18 protein-coding genes are annotated in these 19,929 nt (G+C 39.4%); 4 read left to right on the top strand and 14 right to left on the bottom strand.

Going from position 1 to position 19,929, the window contains the following annotated elements; all coding sequences use genetic code 11:
• Positions 1–4 precede the first annotated feature (4 nt).
• Both AWW68_RS15775 and AWW68_RS15770 read left to right on the top strand, forming a co-directional pair.
• Positions 5–958, top strand: a complete 954-nt coding sequence (locus AWW68_RS15775; RefSeq protein WP_068223041.1) for an ABC transporter ATP-binding protein — start codon at positions 5–7, stop codon at positions 956–958.
• Positions 959–1,086: 128 nt separating this feature from the next.
• The gene (locus AWW68_RS15770) at positions 1,087–3,138 is read left to right on the top strand and encodes an OmpA family protein (RefSeq protein WP_068223039.1); all 2,052 of its coding nucleotides are present in this window, start codon (positions 1,087–1,089) and stop codon (positions 3,136–3,138) included.
• A 505-nt stretch (positions 3,139–3,643) separates the two neighbouring features.
• Here the strand turns inward: AWW68_RS15770 and AWW68_RS15765 are convergent.
• The 5 genes from AWW68_RS15765 to AWW68_RS15745 all read right to left on the bottom strand — a co-directional run bounded on the left by AWW68_RS15765 (position 3,644) and on the right by AWW68_RS15745 (position 9,083).
• Positions 3,644–4,516, bottom strand: coding sequence for a dimethylarginine dimethylaminohydrolase family protein (locus AWW68_RS15765; RefSeq protein WP_068223035.1), 873 nt, complete (start codon positions 4,514–4,516; stop codon positions 3,644–3,646).
• A gap of 61 nt (positions 4,517–4,577) precedes the next feature.
• Positions 4,578–5,819 (bottom strand): TCR/Tet family MFS transporter, encoded by a 1,242-nt coding sequence (locus AWW68_RS15760; protein ID WP_068223033.1) that lies wholly within the window; start codon positions 5,817–5,819, stop codon positions 4,578–4,580.
• Between the two features lie 83 nt (positions 5,820–5,902).
• A complete protein-coding gene (gene murB, locus AWW68_RS15755) occupies positions 5,903–6,910 on the bottom strand; it encodes a UDP-N-acetylmuramate dehydrogenase (RefSeq protein WP_068223031.1) in 1,008 nt (335 codons plus the stop codon).
• Between the two features lie 5 nt (positions 6,911–6,915).
• On the bottom strand, positions 6,916–7,368 hold the full coding sequence (locus tag AWW68_RS15750; RefSeq protein WP_068223027.1) for a DinB family protein: 453 nt from the start codon (positions 7,366–7,368) through the stop codon (positions 6,916–6,918).
• Positions 7,365–9,083 (bottom strand): phospho-sugar mutase, encoded by a 1,719-nt coding sequence (locus AWW68_RS15745; RefSeq protein ID WP_068223024.1) that lies wholly within the window; start codon positions 9,081–9,083, stop codon positions 7,365–7,367. The genes AWW68_RS15750 and AWW68_RS15745 overlap by 4 nt, the downstream gene beginning before the upstream one ends.
• A gap of 245 nt (positions 9,084–9,328) precedes the next feature.
• On the opposite strand from AWW68_RS15745, the gene AWW68_RS15740 reads away from it, so the two are divergent.
• Both AWW68_RS15740 and AWW68_RS15735 read left to right on the top strand, forming a co-directional pair.
• Positions 9,329–9,751 (top strand): hypothetical protein, encoded by a 423-nt coding sequence (locus AWW68_RS15740; RefSeq protein WP_068223021.1) that lies wholly within the window; start codon positions 9,329–9,331, stop codon positions 9,749–9,751.
• 138 nt (positions 9,752–9,889) lie between these two features.
• A complete protein-coding gene (locus tag AWW68_RS15735; RefSeq protein ID WP_068223018.1) occupies positions 9,890–11,515 on the top strand; it encodes a TlpA family protein disulfide reductase in 1,626 nt (541 codons plus the stop codon).
• A 192-nt stretch (positions 11,516–11,707) separates the two neighbouring features.
• Here the strand turns inward: AWW68_RS15735 and typA are convergent, their stop codons facing one another.
• The 9 genes from typA to AWW68_RS15690 form a co-directional block, all read right to left on the bottom strand.
• A complete protein-coding gene (gene typA, locus AWW68_RS15730) occupies positions 11,708–13,513 on the bottom strand; it encodes a translational GTPase TypA (protein ID WP_068223015.1) in 1,806 nt (601 codons plus the stop codon).
• Between the two features lie 1,002 nt (positions 13,514–14,515).
• Complete coding sequence (locus AWW68_RS15725) at positions 14,516–15,586, bottom strand: endonuclease/exonuclease/phosphatase family protein (protein WP_068223012.1); 1,071 nt, start codon at positions 15,584–15,586, stop codon at positions 14,516–14,518.
• Positions 15,587–15,682: 96 nt separating this feature from the next.
• On the bottom strand, positions 15,683–16,048 hold the full coding sequence (locus AWW68_RS15720; RefSeq protein WP_068223009.1) for a DUF2200 domain-containing protein: 366 nt from the start codon (positions 16,046–16,048) through the stop codon (positions 15,683–15,685).
• Between the two features lie 22 nt (positions 16,049–16,070).
• Positions 16,071–16,439 (bottom strand): VOC family protein, encoded by a 369-nt coding sequence (locus AWW68_RS15715; RefSeq protein WP_068223007.1) that lies wholly within the window; start codon positions 16,437–16,439, stop codon positions 16,071–16,073.
• A gap of 26 nt (positions 16,440–16,465) precedes the next feature.
• Entirely contained in the window at positions 16,466–17,107 is a 642-nt protein-coding gene (locus AWW68_RS15710) for a hypothetical protein (RefSeq protein WP_245660255.1), read from the bottom strand.
• Between the two features lie 23 nt (positions 17,108–17,130).
• Positions 17,131–17,841: a flavodoxin family protein gene (locus tag AWW68_RS15705; RefSeq protein ID WP_068223004.1), complete on the bottom strand. Its 711-nt coding sequence runs from the start codon at positions 17,839–17,841 to the stop codon at positions 17,131–17,133.
• A 97-nt stretch (positions 17,842–17,938) separates the two neighbouring features.
• A complete protein-coding gene (locus AWW68_RS15700) occupies positions 17,939–18,499 on the bottom strand; it encodes a type 1 glutamine amidotransferase domain-containing protein (RefSeq protein ID WP_068223001.1) in 561 nt (186 codons plus the stop codon).
• A gap of 79 nt (positions 18,500–18,578) precedes the next feature.
• On the bottom strand, positions 18,579–18,770 hold the full coding sequence (locus tag AWW68_RS15695) for a CsbD family protein (protein ID WP_068222998.1): 192 nt from the start codon (positions 18,768–18,770) through the stop codon (positions 18,579–18,581).
• A gap of 482 nt (positions 18,771–19,252) precedes the next feature.
• Positions 19,253–19,855 carry a TetR family transcriptional regulator gene (locus tag AWW68_RS15690; RefSeq protein ID WP_068222995.1) on the bottom strand — a complete coding sequence of 201 codons (603 nt, stop codon included), beginning with the start codon at positions 19,853–19,855 and terminating at the stop codon, positions 19,253–19,255.
• Between the last annotated feature and the right edge of the window lie 74 nt (positions 19,856–19,929).

Genomic DNA, 19,929 nt, shown 5'->3' with positions numbered 1-19,929 from the left:
GTTTATGCTGAAAGTCAAAAACCTTCATAAAAAATACTCAGGAGAAAGCTTAAGTGCTGTTGTAGATATTTCATTCTCCTTAAAGGAGTGCGAGGTGTTGGCTGTAGTTGGTAAAAGTGGTTCTGGTAAAAGTACTCTGCTGAGAATGCTAGCAGGATTGATGAAACCAGATGCTGGGGTGGTAGAGTTTGATGGAAAACCGCTTAAGAATCCCGAGGAACAGCTAATAGCGGGTCACGATAAGATAAAGATGGTTTTTCAAGACTTTCAGGTAAAACCAAACATGACAGTTGCTGAAAATGTAAAGTATAAACTACTTCATTTCAATAAGGAATATCAGGCCGAAAGATGCGAAGAACTCCTAGATACTTGCGGGTTGAGCACTTTAGCAGAGAAAATGCCCCATGAGCTTTCTGGTGGTCAGCAGCAGAGGCTTTCTTTGGCCCGGGCTTTGGCCGATGATCCTAAGTTATTACTGATGGATGAGCCCTTTAGCAATTTAGACCCTATTATTAAAGAGGACTTGCTATTGGAGCTTACCGAGATTGTAAAGAAAGAGCGCTTGTCTTTAATCCTGGTTAGTCATGATACCAGAGATGCATTGCTCATAGCCGATCGCATAGCATATGTTGAAGAGGGTAGGCTTGTTCAGATTGGAGACAACGAAACAGTCTACAAGCAGCCGAAGACTTTAGAGGTTGCACAATTTTTTGGAAGAGTAAACGAGATAAGCTTAGATGGTCAAAAGCACTTTATTCGGGCAGAAGATTTAACCCCTCAATTAGAAGAAAATAAATTCGAGGTAACAGTGAGCAGCAGCACCTTTATGGGAGGTGTTTATCTCAATCGTGCTAGATACTCAGGTCGCAAATTAGTGGTGTTTTACAGCAGTGAAAAATTATCTGAGAATAGTAACATGGTACTTGGTTTTAAAGGTAGGTGCCAACTACATTTTTGAGGTGACTAAGTGTAGAATCTTAGTTTTTTGATATCTTTAAGCTGTGTTCGCGGAACACCCTCCTCAACAACCATCGATACTGACGACTAGCCTGTCAACTTTTATTAGAATCATCAATCAGACAAACTATGAAGAGATCACTAATCGTTCTGTTCATTCTCAGTTTAGTAGCCTCTACGGCATTCGCCCAAAACTTGAATAAAGTTTATGGTGCCATGGCCGAAGAAGACTGGGAAGTGGCGCTTGAAGAATTGGAACCAATTCTATCAAAGAAGAAGAAAAATCATGAAGCTATGTGGTTGGCAGCTATCTGCCACACAAAACGCTATAGAATGGATAAAGCCTTTGAGCTGTTTCAACAGTCGGCACCATTTGCTGAAGAGCTTCCTTATTACTGGATTCCTTATGCTGAAGCATACTTGGTTGCAGAGCGCGTTGATGACGCTGAAAGAACACTGCGCAGATTGAATCCGAGCAGCTTAGAAGAGCAAGATCAGGCCGATTGGTATACACTTTTCAATAAAATTCAGAACGCCAGAAAGTATCTGTCTAACCCGAAAGATATTATTATTAAAAACCTTGGGCCAAACGTAAATACGGAAGGTAACGAATACTCTCAGGTGGTAACGGATAACCAAATGGGTATTTACTTTACTGCCAGAAGACAAGGACTTGGTAAAATTGCCGATGATGGTGAAAACTACGAAATGGTAATGACTGCCGAGATGGATGATTTGGACAAGTGGAAGAAAGACAGACCACTAGATGGTTTTTCGGCAACCGATGCCAATGAGGCTCCGGTTCAGTTGACCAATGGAGATAGCACTCTTCTAACTTTTTATGACGAAGACCTGTACATCTCATATAGAGACCCTAACGGAAAGTGGGGAAAAAGAGAAGCTTTGCCAATTAATACCAATAAGTGGGACTCTCACGCCTTCCTTTATAACAATGGCAACTCAATGATTTATGCCTCAAGTTTTGGGAACGATGAAGAGAACTCCGACCTATACATTGTCCATAAAGACGCTACAGGTAAATGGAGCAAGCCTTACTTTATTGAAGAATTGAATACTCCAGAAAGAGAAGATGCTCCGTTTGTGGCAGGCGATGGCACGCTTTATTTCTCTTCTCAAGGGCACGATTCAATGGGAGGTTATGATATTTTCATGACTCGTATAGATAGTGCAACAGGTAAATTCTCTGAGCCTGAGAATATGGGAGCTCCTATTAACCTGCCAAACGATGACACATTCTTTACGCTTTATGGAAAGAATGCCTATCTGTCTTCTAGCCGTCCTGATGGTTACGGACAGGTTGATATTTACAGAATCATTATGTTCAACAAGTCTCAGCTTCAGGGCAAGTTGCTAGACTGTGATAACGAAACTCCAGTGGCTTTTGCAGAGGTGAAAGTGACTACTGAAGACGGAGAAGAACTGACGACAACTACCAATGAGTTTGGCGTATATAAAATGACCATGCCGATTGAGCGAGATTTCACACTTACCGTTTCTAAAGACGATGAGGTAGTTTATGAGAAAACTCATGCCATTAGAGTGTTATTTAGAGATGAGTTCGATATAGAGCAAGATTTCTACATTGGTTGCGATAAGGTGGAGAAGGACATCTACGTTAAAATGATCAACAGTTTTGACTTAGACCCTACCAACGTGCCAGTAGAAGAGGTTTCTACCGAAGGTATTGTTGCTGTGGCAGAAGTAGAGCCAGGGCCTGAAGTGGAAGAAGAGAGTCCTGTTGAAGAGGTCCCTGTGGTAGAAGAGAAGAAAGCAGCAGTAGTGCCAGCAGTTACTCCTGAGACCATAGAGTTGCCAAATGTATTCTTCGATTTCGATAAGCATAATGTGAAGTCAGAGTTCTTTGAAAGGCTGGACGAGGCAGCAGAGCTATTGAAGAGAAGAAGAGACCTAAGAGTGATGGTAGCAGGCCACACAGATGCTTACGGTACTAATCCGTACAACGTAGCCTTAGGAGAAAGAAGATATACAGAGGTTTATAATTACTTGGTGAATAAAGGGGTGAATCCTAGCCAGCTAGCAACCAAAACGTTTAGTGAAGATATTCCTATTGCTACCAACAGAACCGTTCAGGGTAGGGCATTCAACAGACGCGTTGAGCTTTATTTTATTGATGAAAATAATAATAGGGTAGACTATTAGATGATAAGGTGTTGATAATTAAAAAAGGGCTCGAGAGAGCCCTTTTTTGTTACAGAGTCATTCCTGTATTCAACTATTAAATTAAAAACGAGGGTCGCTAAACAAACTCTGGTTATTTCATTTATTTTTTATCTAACGCATTTATTGACGCGAAAATCTATTTCAAAGAGCAATAATTCCTGTTTTTTCTGCATTTTCTTACGAGCGGTTTTTATTCAGGTTTTCTGGATGACCTTATTAGCAACTCTCGCACGCTTTTTAACATCTAAAGCAGAAACGCGCTTCAAATTGACACAGTTGCAGGATTGTGTCTGCCGAATGACGAACAGCAAAGCTTCAGAAAAAGGTTCAGCCTCAGGTAGAAAAAATCAGTAGCAGGACTCATCAAGAAATACATAAAGTCAGCATCTCGAAATGAGTGGGTTTTCCCCTATCTAAGATAGTTTACTAGTCTTTACTCAGCGAAGCAAGTTAGATCACAAAGTGCTAAGACATTATATCATACTTAGTCTCTGATCAATGGTAAGGTTGAGCAGCGGAGCAGGCCACTAAGTTTAGAGGTTTCGCTATACTTTACGGGGTGACAAGTGATGCCTCTTTTCTCTAACTCTTGAATGAGTCTGGAAAAGTTGCGTTCTATCAATACATCATTTGGCCCTACAGAGAAGATGTTAGGAAACATTTGATTTTTCTCAGCTTGACTAACCGGTATAAGGTTCTCTTCTCCAAATACCTCAAAGATGATTTCAGGTTTATTCACAAAGCCTTCTTCATGAAATATGGCAAAGCCACTTCCAACAGGTTGAAAGGCGCAGTCTAAATGAAGAATGTTTACTGCAGGATCGTCACTTACTACAAGCTCTAAAGCATGAAACTTCTTATTCGGAAACTGTGCTTTTAAGTAATCGAAGCCTTTTTGGTTGGTTCTTTTGCTGATGCCTACAAAGACATGTTCACCATGTACTAGCACATCTCCGCCTTCAATGGTGGCACCCTCAGGGATACGAATGACATCATCAGGGTTCATCTGTTCAAGTACAAAAGCAATTCCCTCAATCTCACCTTGTCTCAAAGGTTCCTTCATATTGGCAATCACAAACTTATTGTCAATTACAAAGCCAATGTCTCTGGTGAAAATCTGTTTTTTAGCACTAAGATTTGTGGGCTGAATTACCTTAACACCTAAAGCCTCCAGTGTTTTCTTGGCACCGGCAATTTCTTCCTGAATATCTTCAGGAGTAGGGTAGGTGCCTTGCTGTTTGTGCATTTTAGCCACTGGGTTAATCTCGTAAGGTTTACCCTGATCGGTACCAGTTCCGAGAATAACAGTTTTTAGCTTATTAGTTTCTGAGGTGATATTTAATGGTAGGTAATTCAATTCTTGTGCTTTTTAAAAGGTCAAATGTACAAAAGAATTAACTACAGCCTACCTGAATGGTTTAGGCCTGAGCAGGAATGGACTCTGCTTCCGTTTTAGTTTCCTTAACCTTTCTCAAAGTTCTGTAGCTTAAAACGAGGCATATCAATGAAAAGAATGCTCCTAAGGCAAAAGGAGCTCCAGGAAAATAGTTGTCACCAACTGTAAATGTTTTGAATGTAAAGCCCATCATAATTGGGCCAAATATGGAAGATAAGCTCATTAAGCTGGTGAGACCGCCCTGAAGCTCTCCTTGTTCACTGTTTGGCACCTGAGATGACATTAATGCCTGAAGTGTTGGCCCGGCTAAACCTCCTAAAACATAAACTCCCAGAAAGGAGTATAGCATGGTTTCGCTGGTGGTTATAGAGAATAGAATAAGACCGGCAAGGTTAAAGAAAAGGCCTAAATAGATAGTTTTTTTGTTGCCAAGTTTCTTACTGACAACTCCGATAAGGCCACCTTGAACAATGGCCACCATTATTCCAATTACAGTTAGAGAGATGCCAATTTCTTTGGACGCCCAACCAAACATTTCTGCTCCAAAATAAGACCATTGAGATTGCACCGAGTGACTGGCTAAATACAAGAAAAACAAGGCAACAGCTAAGCCAATAATAATAGGATTCTTTTGAAGCTGTTTTAACGAACCTACAGGATTTGCACGCTTCCAGCTAAACTCTCTTCTGTTTTCTTTAGGTAACGATTCTGGTAAAAAGAATAGCCCATAAATGAAATTGAGCATGGTTAAACCTGCGGAAATAAAGAATGGAAACCTCAAACTGACAGACCCTAAAAGACCGCCTAAAGCTGGGCCTATGATAAAACCGAGTGCGAATGCAGCACCAATCATTCCGAAGTTCTTCGCACGCTTTTCTGGAGGACTTACATCGGCTATGTAAGCAGAGGCCGTTGTAAAACTAGCTCCGCAGATTCCAGCAATGATTCTGCCTACAAATAATAGAGTAATTGTAGGAGCAAGGGCTAGAAACAGATAGTCTATTGCCAAGCCTAGTAAGGCAATAAGAAGCACGAGTCGTCTTCCGTATTTATCACTTAAACCACCTAATATAGGAGCGCAAATGAACTGCATTATAGCATAAGCCGTTACAAGCTGCGTTCCTGTTAATGAAGCTTCACCATAAGTCATATTTCCTAGCTGACTTAAGAGCTCAGGAAAAATGGGTATGACTAATCCTAGACCGATAACGTCTATCAGAACAGTTATGAATATAAAGCCGAGGGCGGGAGTTCTTTTGCTCATGATTGAAAAAGCAGGCGTGAATTTACTGCTTTCAATTGAAAAGCCTAGCCGAAACAAAAAAAGTATAAAAAGAGGTTTTACCCTTAAATAATATTTACCTCAGGATGTAGTTCAATACCGAATTTGGTACTCACTGAATCCAATATTTCGAAAGCTAAATCTCTAATTTTTGCACCTTGGCCACCTCCATAATTGACTAGTACCAAAGGTTGTTTTTTATGCACTCCAATATTATCGAAAGTCTTGCCTTTCCAGCCAGTTTGTTCAATAAGCCAGGCAGCAGGAACTTTGACCTTATTATCTGGTAATTGATAACCAGGTATAGAAGGGAATTCAGCCTTAAGACCTTCATAGTCTAGCTTGTCTATGGTGGGGTTTTTGAAAAAGCTACCTGCGTTGCCTATTTCTTTAGGGTCTGGTAGCTTGCTCTGGCGGATATTAATGACAGCATCAGAGATAGATTTAATGCTTAAGTCATTAACCTCCATTGTATCAAGGGTTTCTTGAATTGCCCCATATGAGGTATTGAAATCAGGAGTTTTATTGAGTCTAAGCGTAACAGAAGTAATAATGAATTTTGCTTTAAGCTCCCGCTTAAATACACTTTCTCTGTAGCCAAATTGACAATCAGAATGCTTGAATTCATGCAACTCACCTGTTGCTATTTCCACAGCCTTTAAGTGGTCAAAAACTTGCTCTATCTCAACTCCATAAGCACCAATGTTCTGCATTGGCGCTGCACCCATTGTGCCCGGAATAAGCGAGAGGTTTTCAACCCCAGCCCAATTGTTAGCAATAGCAGTAAGCACGAATTCATGCCAAGTTTCTCCTGCCTGAACTTCAATAAAGAAGTGCTCATTTGTTTCGTTCAACAGTTTAATCCCTTTTAACTCATTTTTGAGTACTAGACCATCGAAATCTTGGGTGAGTAAGATATTGCTTCCTCCACCTAAAACTAAGAGCGGAGCCTTAGCAGCATGCTTAAGTGCCAGTTGAAGACTGTCTAAATCTTGAAAGGCAAAAAACTGTGAGGCACTTGCTTCAATTCCAAATGTGTTGAATGGCTTTAGCGCTATGTTTTGTTGAAACATTGAATTTATTTGTCGAGCAGTCTGCGGTGGTAGTTCAGTTGGCCTAAGTGGTAGTTTAAGTGAGCATGGAGGTGCTGCAAAAAGAATAGCACTGTCATTTCTTTTCCAAAGACGTTAATCGGGTAAACTTCATCTAGCTTGTTTTCCGAAAGCTCTTGGAGTGTTTCAATAACAGATTTCTTAGTTTCTTTGATCTGGCTTACCAGTTCCGACTTTTTTACATCTTTAAGTGAAAACTCATCATCTCTCTGTCGTATGTAACTGGAGCCACCCAGCATAGCACCGATAAAGTGCCTTAGGTTACCACAAAGATGAAGTACAAGGTTGCCACCACAGTTAGAGATATCTCCGGTTACTACCCACAAGTTTTCCTCTTTTTTATACGCCTTTAGCTCATTTAGCAGAAGGTCTAGATCTCGCTCATAAAGCGCTGATAGTGACTCTAAAATGTTACTCATAAGCCCAATTCACTTTTAATTTGACCAATCTTATTTTGAAGTGTGCTCTTAACTTCATCGTATTGCTCTTTAGATTCTAAAGACTGATTTACGCTGATGTAGAACTTAATTTTAGGCTCTGTTCCCGATGGTCTAGCAGAGATTTTTGAACCATCTTCTAAAATGAATTGCAGTACATTAGACTTTGGAAGGTCTATATCTGATTCTTCTCCCGAATTTAGGTTTTTAGATTTTGAAGATTGATAGTCTAGCAGTTCTACCACTTTCAATCCTGCCAAGGTTTGAGGAGTATTCGTTCTAAAATCAGTCATCATTTGCTGAATTTCTTCAGCACCTTTCATGCCCTTTTTGGTTAGGGAAACCAAGTCTTCTAGATAAAAGCCAAATTCCTCATAAACCTTGGCTAAAAGCTCAAAGACAGTCATGCCTTGGTCTTTAGCCCAAGCACACATCTCAGCCAACATGGCACACGATGCAATAGCATCTTTGTCGCGAACAAAATCGCTTATCATGTAGCCATAGCTTTCTTCGCCACCGCCAATAAATTCCTTTTTGCCTTCTTCTTGTTTAATTAGCGCAGCAATAAACTTAAAGCCCGTTAAGGTACTCGGACAGTCTACTCCAAAGCTAGCAGCCATTTTATCTAACAAGTCGGTAGTAACAATGGTCTTAATGATCATTTGCTTTCCGTTCAACTTGCCATTCTCTTTCCATTTGGTGAGTAAATAGTAAATAAGAATAGAGGCAGCCTGGTTACCGTTCAATATTTCGTATTCACCCTGTTTATTTCTTGCGGCTATCCCAACTCGGTCAGAATCTGGGTCAGTTGCCATCACCAAGTCTGCATGAATCTCATCTGCCTTTTTGAGAGCCAAACTCATGGCTTCCTTTTCTTCTGGGTTAGGGTATACTACGGTTGGAAAATTGCCATCAGGAATAGCCTGTTCTTCAACAACAGTAACACTTTCAAAACCCTTTCTTTTCAACACCTCCGGAATAAGTGTTATTCCAGTACCATGAATGGGCGAGAAAACAATTTTTAAGGTATGTTGCTTTTCAATTACCTCAGGAGCAAGCGTGAGGTTCAGGATTTCTTGCAAATAGGCTTCATCTATTTCTCTGCCAATGCTTTCAATTTTGGCATCGTTCTTTTCGAACTTAACTTGCTCTACACCAGAAATGGCCTGCACTTCCTGAATGATATTTTTGTCGTGCGGAGCAATTACCTGAGCGCCATCGTCCCAATAAGCTTTGTAGCCATTGTATTCTTTCGGGTTGTGAGAAGCTGTAAGCACCACACCACTTTTGCAACCAAGCTTTCTGATAGCATAAGACAATTCTGGCGTGGGACGAAGGTCTTCAAATAGGTAGACATGAATATTGTTTGCCGAGAAAACTGCTGCGGTTGTTTCTGCGAAAAACCTACTGTTGTTTCTACTATCGTGAGCAATAGCTACATTAATTTCTTCATCAGGAAAAGACTTCTTTAAGTAATTGGCCAAGCCCTGAGTTGCCATACCTACGGTATATTTGTTCATTCTGTTTGAACCGGCTCCCATTACACCGCGCAAACCACCTGTTCCAAACTCTAAATCTTTATAAAATGAGTCGGCCAACTCATTTTCGTTCATATTTCTGATGGCTGCTTTGCTTTCATCGTCTATGGCTGAGTTGAGCCACTTGTCTACTTTTTCCTGAATTGCTTGGTCTATCATAGCTGTAGGTAATTCTGCGGTTGAATATCATCTAAATTTTAGATGAATTGGAATTCGTTTAAAAAACTGTGCTGTAAACGTTTCCCCATTAATGCTTTTCAAAAATAGAAGTACGAACCATATGGTGAAAGGAAAACCGATTTTATGTGGTTGTTTGATAGTTTCTCATGGGTAAATGACGATTAACGTTTTGATAGTTTGGAATTTGAAATTGAACTCAACAGCTTTGCAAAAAACAACAATTCATGGACATCAATAAACTGAACGAAGACTTCGCGAAGATTGCAGATAAGATTAATGAGCTGGATGAACTAGATTATAGCGATGAGCGCTATGACGATTTGGAAGAGGAGTTGCATGATATGGAAGATGACTTCATTGAGGAGTTTGGTGAATACTTAGAAGACGCCATTGAAGGTGTTCATGATAAGTTCTGTCCAGACAATGATGTACTTCTGCCAATAGCTTATTTTGCTAAGAACTACATAAGAAATCAAAAAGACCATAAGGGTAGGTATAGTTATGATATTGAATATGGTGAAGGAGTACCTGTTACTGTTAAGCAGTTCGGAGATCAGGAAGTAAAGCTAGTATTGGTTCCTGGGCCAACCAGACTAATAGTTACCATAGGAGAGTCTGCTAAGCAAGTTGCTTGGAAAGCTGATTAAAGCACTTAAAAGAAAAGATATAAAAGGCTGTCATTTGATAGCCTTTTTTTATGCAGAAAAAGAATCGCTTCTCTTATTTCCTTTTTGCGTAAGCTAAACCTTGTTAGCTTACGTTAAGTACATACACACTATTCATAGATGGTCAATTCTACAAGCTATTTCCGAAGCCTAACTCTCCTAACAATCCTTGTTTGCTTCTGCATCAGTTCATGTAAAAAGCCTCAGGTTGATGATAGAAATAATACTGCTCTAGATCAGGTTGTTCTAATAATTGACAAATGCCCGAATTATAGTAGTACCGAAAATCCAGAAACTGGAGTTTATAGTTCTACTGCCGATGATTTTGAAATTACAGCCATAAATAGTGAGTTATGGAAGCTTAGCTACAAGACTAAGCAGATTCCAACTTTAGATACAGTTGTTTTTCAAACCAAAGGGGAGTTTTTGGAATTGGATCATATCTATAAGTTTTACAGACACCTGAGTTTTATTGTTCAAAAGGGCGATACAGTGCTTTTTACCTACGATCAGGATTTCCCGAAGGCGGAGATTCTCAATAGAGAGGTCAGCTATGAAGAACTCAACTATGATTTTATTAGATCGAACTATTTACTAGATGATTTCAAAGCGCTTGATGGTAATAGCAAGTTTAATGTAAGTCCTGTTAGTTCAGTTAAGGGGTATATAACCATTCGAGATCCTTTAAAGCAGAAAGATATTCGGTCGAAAATTTATCAAGATGCATTAGAAGAAGGAAGGAGTCAGCTGGAAAGAGAAATATTACTGCTTGACTCATTAGTAAGCCAAGGACTAATGGGGGAGGATGCAAAGTCTTTATATCTCAAGAGGGCATCAGTTTTAAATCAATTTAACGAGTATAGATATAATGAATATCTGAGAGAAAATTTTGGTGGATCCGAAAATACCTTGGTCGAATGGGATATTCAGAGTACGTCAGAAGTAGACTTAGCGAGATTTGGCTACTATAATACAATACTCGACTACATAGAACGCAAGACCTATTATAGTCGAGTAGGTTGGATAGAGGAAGTCAATAGGCGGTATCCTGATTATAGAAGGGTTTACGACTCCTTAAAGACGAATGAGTTTTTAGCAAAAAGTGAGATTGATCGTCTGCTAACCAAAAACATTGAACTTATTATCGAGCATTTTCCCCAGAAGGATTCCGAAACTTACTTAAAGAAGTTTGCTGAAGATGTAAGTAATCCACTCTTGGTTCAAAATGTACTGAATAAACACCGTTATGCACTAAGCGCTGAAATTAAAGAGTGGGGTAGACGAAATTTTGAATTTGCGAATCTTTCTGATTCTTTATTACAGCTGAGTCTCATCAATACTAGTAATGAACAGTTTGATTTTAATAAACTCTTAGAAAAGCATAGAGGGCGTTTGGTTTATGTTGATTTTTGGGCAAGTCATTGTGTTCCTTGTTATGCTGCCATGCCTTATTCTAAAGACTTAGCCTCCACTTATAAAGATCAGGCTATATCATTCATTTATATTTCAATTGATACAGAGTATGAAAGATGGTTATGGGGAATGGATAAGGCGGAAATCTCTTCTTACCCTAACTCCTTCATGGTAAATAAAGAGGCGGCTAATAATAGCTTTTTAGCTCAGCTAGAGATTAATGAGATTCCCCGATACCTACTTTTCAATAAAAAAGGTGAGTTGGTTCAGTATAGAGCTTTTGGCCCCAAAACATCGGAAATCAGAGAGGTATTTGATACTTATCTTAATTAGCCTGTCATCTTTGGTAACCAACGTTCACCTTACGGTAACTTCTTATCTTTTTAGCACCTGTTGTGTGAATTGAACTGCCCAATGAGGTTAGTCAGCATTGCTTTGTGAACTAGTTTGCTAATATAGCTTTGCCAAATAAAAATGGCCACATTTTGCAATGTGGCCACTATATATTATACGTTGTTATCTCAATTATCCAAGGCTCTTAGCCATCTTCAAACGAGTGTTTTCATCTAAATAGATTTTTCTCATTCGGATTACTTTTGGCGTGATCTCCAAGTATTCATCTTTCTGAATGTATTCCATCGCTTCTTCCAAAGAGAATCTACGTGGAGGAGCAATTTTAGAGTTGTCATCAGAACCGGCAGCACGCATGTTAGTCAGCTTTTTACCTTTCTGAACGTTCACCACAATGTCATTCTCACGGTTGTGCTCACCAATTACCTGACCTGTGTAAAGGTCTTCACCCGGAGCCACGAAGAAATAACCTCTGTCCTGAAGTTTATCCATTGAATAAGCTGTACCAGGACCATTTTCCATTGAAATCAACGAGCCGTTCATTCTACCTTTGATTTCGCCTTTGAAAGGCTGGTAATCTAGGAATCTGTGGTTCATAACAGCCTCACCACCAGTAGCAGTAAGTACGTTGTTTCTTAAACCGATCAACCCTCTTGAAGGAATCTCAAACTCAAGGTGCTGCTGATCTCCTTTTGGCTCCATAATTTTTAGCTCACCTTTTCTCTGGGTAGCCAATTCAATTACTTTACCCGAAACATCTTCTGGAACATCTACCACAAGTGTTTCTATAGGCTCGCATTTCTTACCGTCAATTTCTTTGAAGATTACCTGCGGCTGACCTACCATTAGCTCATAACCTTCACGTCTCATTGTTTCGATCAAAACAGACAAGTGAAGAATACCACGGCCATAAACCAAGAATTTATCTTCAGAATCAGTCGATTGAACTCTCAATGCAAGGTTCTTCTCAACTTCTTTCATCAAACGGTCTCTCAAGTGGCGAGAGGTAACAAACTTACCGTCTGAACCAAAGCCAGGAGAGTTGTTGATGGTGAAGAGCATGTTCATTGTAGGCTCATCGATAGCGATACGTGGGAGTGGAGCTGGGTTTTCGAAGTCGGTCAAAGTATCACCAATTTCGAAGTCCTCAAGTCCAACAATGGCACAAAGGTCACCAGCTTTTACTTCAGAGACTTTTACTCTACCTAGCCCTTCAAACACTTGAAGTTCTTTGATTCTTACTCTTTGAATAGAACCGTCAGCCTTAGTTAAGCCCATTGACTTTCCTTCCTCCAGTTTACCTTGGTAAACACGGCCAATAGCAATTCTACCAACGTAAGAAGAGTAGTCTAATGAAGTTACTTGGAATTGAGGAGTTCCTTCAGGGCTTGGTGCCTCAGGAATAGTCTCTAATATTTTGTCTAGAAGAGGAGTGATGCTGTCTGTTTCGTTTTTCCAGTCATCGCTCATCCAACCGTTTTTAGACGAACCATACATGGTCTGGAAATCCAACTGCTCTTCAGTAGCGTCTAGGTTGAACATCAGGTCGAACACTTGCTCATGAACCTCATCAGGTCGACAGTTTTCTTTGTCTACCTTGTTTACCACAACAATTGGCGTAAGGCCTAAACCTAGGGCTTTGCTCAATACGAATCTTGTTTGAGGCATTGGACCTTCGAAGGCATCTACCAAAAGGAGAACACCGTCAGCCATTTTCAATACACGTTCTACTTCACCACCAAAGTCTGCGTGACCAGGAGTGTCAATGATGTTGATTTTTACATCTTGGTATGTAACGGAAACGTTTTTTGAAAGAATGGTAATTCCTCTTTCACGCTCTAAGTCATTGTTATCCAGAATCAACTCACCTGATTCTTGATTCTCTCTAAATAATTTAGATGCGTGAATAATTTTGTCTACCAAGGTTGTTTTACCGTGGTCAACGTGTGCAATAATGGCAATATTTCTGATGCTCTTCATACGGGCTCTTCAATTCGAGCGGCAAAGGTATGCTTTTAATATGACTTGATTGTTATCACTAGGAAAATAGTATGTGTTTGGTACTCTGGATATTGGTGAATAAGTCAAATGTCATTCGTCATTAGGGAAGTTGGTGAATTAGTTGTGGCAATTGACCTTTGACAAACCTTTACTCCGATTTATGCACTAGTTTTTGTGTTAATCAATAGTTGCTAATTCAAGTTTGTCAAAGGTTATAGGCTTTAGGGTCATTTGTCGATTACAAAGCGACTGTTCTTGAATCCTCGATACAATCGAGGATTAGTTAGTTGGTCATTGGTCATTAGGGGAACTTGGTGATTGGTGAATTGGTGCATAACAAAAGACCTTTGACAAACTTTTACCTCGATTTATGCACTAGTTTTTGAGTTAAGTAATGGTTGCTAACTCAAGTTTGTCAAAGGTAACCTTGCAGCATTTTTAGTGTATTCTTGTTGATTACAAGTCGATTGTTCTTAAATCCTCTATGCAATCGAGAGAACTGGGAAATTGGGTGATAACAAAAGGCCTTTGACAAACTTTTACTCTAATTTATGCACTAGTTTTTGTGTTAACCAATAGTTGTTAACTCAAATTTTTTAAAGGTTATAGGCTTTGGCGTCATTTGTAGATTACAAATCGACTGTTCTTGAATCCTCGATACAATCGAAGATTAGTTAGTTGGTCACGGATCATTAGGGAAACTGGGTGATTGGTGAATTGCTGCATAACAAAAGACCTTTGACAAACTTTTGCCCCGCTTTATGCATTGACTTGCGTGTTTAGCAATAGTTGCTAATTCAAGTTTGTGAAAGGTTCACCTTGTAGAAATGTGAGTGCATTCTTTTCAATTATAAATCGAAAGCTCTTAGTTAGTGGTTCGTTTATTATGTTAATCTAAAGGGCTGTTCTACAGTTGTATTTGAGATTTTTACCGATTATAAATACACCGTGCTCTAACCCTAGAAGCAACAGAGGGTAGGTTTATGAAGCTTTTTCTTCTTGAGCTTCTTCTTCACCATCCTTAATTGTTTCTTCGGCTTCTTCTTTTTCTTCTTCAGACAAGGACTTCGAATTCTTCAATTCTTCTGAAATAATTGTGAACTGTGAATGTAACGGGAAGTGGTCTGATCCGATGTCGCTCATTCTTTGCAGCTTATTGATTTCAATTCCATCAGAATAGAACAGCAGGTCTAGAGGGAACCTCATCAATTTATTGTTAACAGGAAAGGTAGAACAAAGGCCGTAACCAATTCTCGGGTCGGTTAGGTTAGAGGCTTTGGCAAATGCCTTCGAACTTCTAGACCAGGTTACATTGTTGAAGTCGCCAATCACTAAAGTAGGTAGTTCGCATTTAGCTACTCTCTTGGCTACTTTCATTAGCTCGGCATCTTTCTTCTTAGAGGTTTCTTCTTCCGTAGGGCTTGGAGGAGGCGGGTGCACACCCCAGAAAATGAAATCATTGCCTTCGGAATCCTCCAAATGAGCTTCTATTGAAGGGAATTCTTCAGAAATCAGAAAGTGTGCGGTGAGCTGTTTTACTTTAAGCTTGGTATAAAAGTGCATTCCATACCGATTTTCTAAGGCAATCTTTTTCGTTGAAGGGTAATACTCTTCTATGGATTTCAAAGCTTTTTCCCATTTAGCATTACTTTCTAAAGTGAGTAAAATATCTGGCTGATGTTCTTTTACCAATGCTATCAATTTGTCGCAGTTATCATTCTCCTGTAATACGTTGGAACTGATAATAGAAATGGTATTCGACTTTGCGTTTGGCCACTTCTTTTTATTGAACAAAGAGAGATAAGGGAATATGATTTTTATTTGATACAATAACGCAATTAGCAGTGTGGCCATGGTCACCATGCCAAGGGTGGATTCTTGGTCTAGAACAAATAAGCTTACAATTAAGATCAAAAGCTTGATTGGGATAAGCTGAACCCTAATGAAGTCGAAGTTGCGCACAGACCAATGCGTGATTCGAAAGGAGGGAAGAATAGCACCTAGAATAAATATCCAGCTAAGAACTATCAGAACGATTTGAAGCGCATTCATTGAGTTGAAAAAATGTAAGCTTAAAAATCAAAAGGTAGACAATAACATCTACCTAAAAACAAACCCGATAGCTTCTATTTTGTTTGTCTTAAAGCCTTAAGACTGCCTTAATATTTTCTCCATTTTTCGGCCTTTTGCTAGTTCATCTACCAGTTTATCTAAATAGCGAACCTGTTTGGTAAGAGGTGTTTGAATTTCCTGAATTTTGTAGCCGCAGATAGTACCTGTGATCAATTCTGCGTTAGGGTGAAGTTTAGCTTGTGCGAAGAAATCTTGAAAGGTGATTTTGCTACTGATGTGCTTTTCGAGCGTAGGTTCATCGAAGCCAGTCAGCCATTCAATTACCTCATGAAGCTCATCAACAGTCCGTCCCTTTTTCTCCACTTTGGTTACATAGTGGGGATACACTGAAGAGAAGGTCATTTGGGCTATGCGCTGATCATGTTCTGGGGTGGTTGTCATAAAGCGAATTTATAGAATAAATCTATTTGTGAAACTCTCCAATATGCCAAAGTATGGTGCAGGGGTCGTGTACAAAGAACTCGCGCCCCCAGGGTTCATCTCTGATTTCAGATATTCTTACTCTTGGATGCTTTTCTGCCAGATTCTTTTGAAGTAGCTCTTGGCGAAAATGTTCTGTGTTTTCTACCTCAAGGAAGAGCATGGTGTTTTCAACCCAGTCTTTTACAAAGTATTTCTGAAGGTAGAATGCGATGTTTCCGTCCAGTTTATAGACGCACATATCTTGTGAGATCTCAATTTCCTGAAAACCAAAGTCTCGGTAGAAGGCTCTTGAAGCTTCATAGTCTTTGGCTCCAATAAATGGGCGGATGGATTTGGCAGGAGAGTTCATAATGTAGAAAAACCAGTAGTTAATGGTTATGCCTTAGTTAGCAATTTTCTTTTCATCAATTTATGCATGGTATAACCGAAAGCTAAACCTGCTAATGTCCAAATCACTAAGGAACCCAATATAAACTTTTGTGTTATCGATTCTCCACTGAGCCAAGGAGAAACTAGAGTCATAAAAACGAACATAAGTAGTCCCCAAATAAGCCCCATTTTTATCCAGTTCTTGTTAGAAAATTCGGGTGTTATACTCTCCATATCAATTGAAGAAAATCTTGCTGACTGTTTAATAAGCCATTTTTGCTTCATTCTAGTTCTAAACCAACCCCAAACGGGGTAGGTTAATACCAAAATTATGGCTGAAGTAAGGTTGAGAAAGCAAGGGATTGTTTCTCCACAGTTTGGACAGTAGAGACCAAACCAATTTTTGAAAGCAGTATTATTTTGAGTAGACCAAGTTCGGGAGTCGTGTAAAGCATTACAGTGAGGGCAAGGAACAAAGCTTGCTTCTGCTAAAGATTTACTTTTGTCTTTCTCTACTAAAAGGGTTTTAGCAACTCTTTGGCCTAAAACCAGTTCATTGAAAGCTAAGCCAGGATTGATAATCCAATGAAGCATATACGGATGCTTCCAATTCCAAACTTTATATTTGCTGGTGTCTATTTTCATCATCAAAAGATAATGAAAATAGCGTTTTATCTATATTCTGGATTCTCGAAATTCCAGCGTTCTCCATTGTTCCACTCTTTTGTAGAATTTCCGTAGGCTGAGTAACCGTTGGCTTCTTTCAGCATTTTGGCTAGATGAAGCATATTGTAAGTCATAAAGGTAGTATTACGGTTGGTAAATGAGTTTTCTGATGCATTAGACTCTTCATCTAAATAGCTCGGTCCAGGGCCTATCTCGCCCAACCATCCGCAATCGGCCTGTGGAGGAATAGAATAACCAATGTGCTGAAGTGCATACAGAATTGACATTGAACAATGTTTGGCCCCATCTTCGTTACCTGTAATTACACAGCCACCTACTTTTCCATAGTATAGGTATTGCCCCTTATCATTTGTTTGTCCGCTTAAGCTGTATAGCCTTTCGATCAGTTTTTGGGCTTCAGAAGACTTTTCTCCCAACCAAATAGGTGTGCCAATTACTAGTATATCAGCAGCCAAAATTCTCTCCTTGAGTTCTGGCCATTCATCTTTCTCCCAACCATGCTCTGTCATATCTGGGTAAATGCCAATAGCTACATCATGATCGATAAAACGAAGCTCATCTACGGCTACACCTTCTTTGAGCATAATGTCTTTCGAACGACTCATGAGTCCTTCAGTATGGCTCTTTTCAGGAGACTTTTTAAGCGTGCAATTAATGTAGATGGCTTTCAATTGAGAGAAGTCGGGCTTTTTCATGGTAGGAGGGGTTTAGAGGTAATTTAAGTTTTTTCAGTATAAAAAGGAATGTCCCAAACAATGTTGGGACACTCATTAATCAAGCAACTACTGTAGATTACACAGTTTGGTCTTCATGTTTACCTTCGGCCACTTCTTCGATTACTTTGGCATTGAAGGCTTCTAAGTCTTCAGGGCTTCTAGAAGTAACTAGACCTTCGTCTACCACTACTTCTTCATCTACCCATTTGGCACCTGCATTCATTAGGTCCTTTTTAATTGAAGGGAATGAAGTGATTTTTCTATCGTTTACTACATCCGCTTCAATTAACATTTGAGGTCCGTGGCAAATGGCCGCAACTGGCTTATGTGCTTTAAAGAAGTCTCGAACAAAAGAGACAGCATTTTCATCTCTTCTGAGGATGTCTGGGTTAATGACTCCACCAGGAAGTACTAAAGCATTGTAATCTTTTACATTTGCTTCAGAAAGTAGCTTATCTACATCTACTTCTTTACCCCAGTTGCCATTATCCCAACCTTTAATAGAGCCAGATTCCATAGAGATTACTTCTGTGGTTGCCCCGGCTTTTTCTAAGGCAGCTTTAGGTGAGGTTAATTCAGATTCTTCAAATCCGTTGGTTGCCAAAATAGCAACTTTCTTATTTGTAAGGTTTTCCATTTTAAGTTCTATAGGGTTTGTATAGCCCGAAAACGGGCTATGGTTAATAATCAACTATCAATCTTATCTGAGGTAGATATTAGATGGAATCGATAAAGTCCTTAATCTCGTCCTTAGTCTTTCCAGTCTTTCTCTGAATACGGCCCAAAAGCTCGTCTTCTTGACCTTCTGTGTAAGTAAGGTCATCATCAGTAAGATCAGCATAGTTCTGTTTTAATTTTCCTTTGATAATATTCCAATTGCCTTTCAGCTTGTCTGTTGTTGCACTCATAATTTTTGATTTTTTGGTTCGGCAATAGAAGTCCAAAGAGAGTGCCGAGTCTCTAGGTGTTTTGTAACCTATTGTAAATCAGTTAATAAAAAGTTTGTGTGTTTGCTGTGCTTATTGGTTTTGCTTTCTATTTGAGAAAGATATTCTCTATATGAATGAACTATGTATAGAATGGGCGCTAAGAGTGGGGCTAAAAGATTAGTGAAAGTAGCAAGAGGCCTGCCATCAGCAGGAGTTTATTATTTACCTCTGTGGGAGGCAATTAGTAGCTTTCAAGCCTAAGAAGCGAAGCTAGTTTCAATACTGATGGCATGGTCTCTTTTCGGAAATCGTATAAGGTTAAAGTTAGTGGGCCAGGTTAACTTCCTCTGTGTCATCTATTTAAGAAATCTGCAGATGTGTGAAACGTACTATGTGGTTTACTGAAGAATAGATGTGAAAATTAGATTGGTTTTAACACCAATCTTGGCTAATCAAGAAGACTAAGCCTCCTTATACTCCATGCCTAAAATGGCAAAGGCGTGTTTCTTGTGCTGGTCCATCACCTCAGTTCTGGTCTGGGTATCGGGTACCATGCATAGGTAAAAATAGGCCCCTTCAAGAATCGTATAGATAAGGTTGGCTGTTATTTTAGGATCGTCCAATTGAAGAGAACCTTCGTCAATACAGGCTTCTAAATGTTCAGTAAGTGATTCTCTCAGTGAATCGTGTAGCTGTCTGTATTTCTTTTGGATTAACGGATCTCTAAAAATTAGTGTAAAGCAGTTGTAGTACACATCGTCACTGACCAAGGTGTTCCATTTTCTGGAGAAGATATTATTCAATACCTCCATTAGCTGATCTATGGCAGATCGATTACTCTTTATTGTATATATGTTAAGGTATCTGTTGAGAATATAATCGATGAGAGCGAAGATCAAATCCTCTTTGGTTTTAAAGTAGTGCAGAATTAAACTTGGGTTAACATTCATTTCATCCGCTACCTTCTTAATTGACGCATTGTGTAGGCCTTCAGCTTTGGCTGTTTTATACAAGGCACGCACAATTTCTTGCTGTCTGATGTCTTTAATGCTTTTTCTTCCCATGTGTTGTCAGTGATTTTCGCGTTGAATATCTGTATAATAAATTGACTGACTGTTCAATTAAAATTAAATCCCGG

Source organism: Roseivirga spongicola (assembly GCF_001592965.1).
Taxonomy (GTDB): domain Bacteria; phylum Bacteroidota; class Bacteroidia; order Cytophagales; family Cyclobacteriaceae; genus Roseivirga; species Roseivirga spongicola.
Note: the sequence above shows the minus strand (reverse complement) of the source record. Positions and strands in the feature narration are given on the sequence as shown.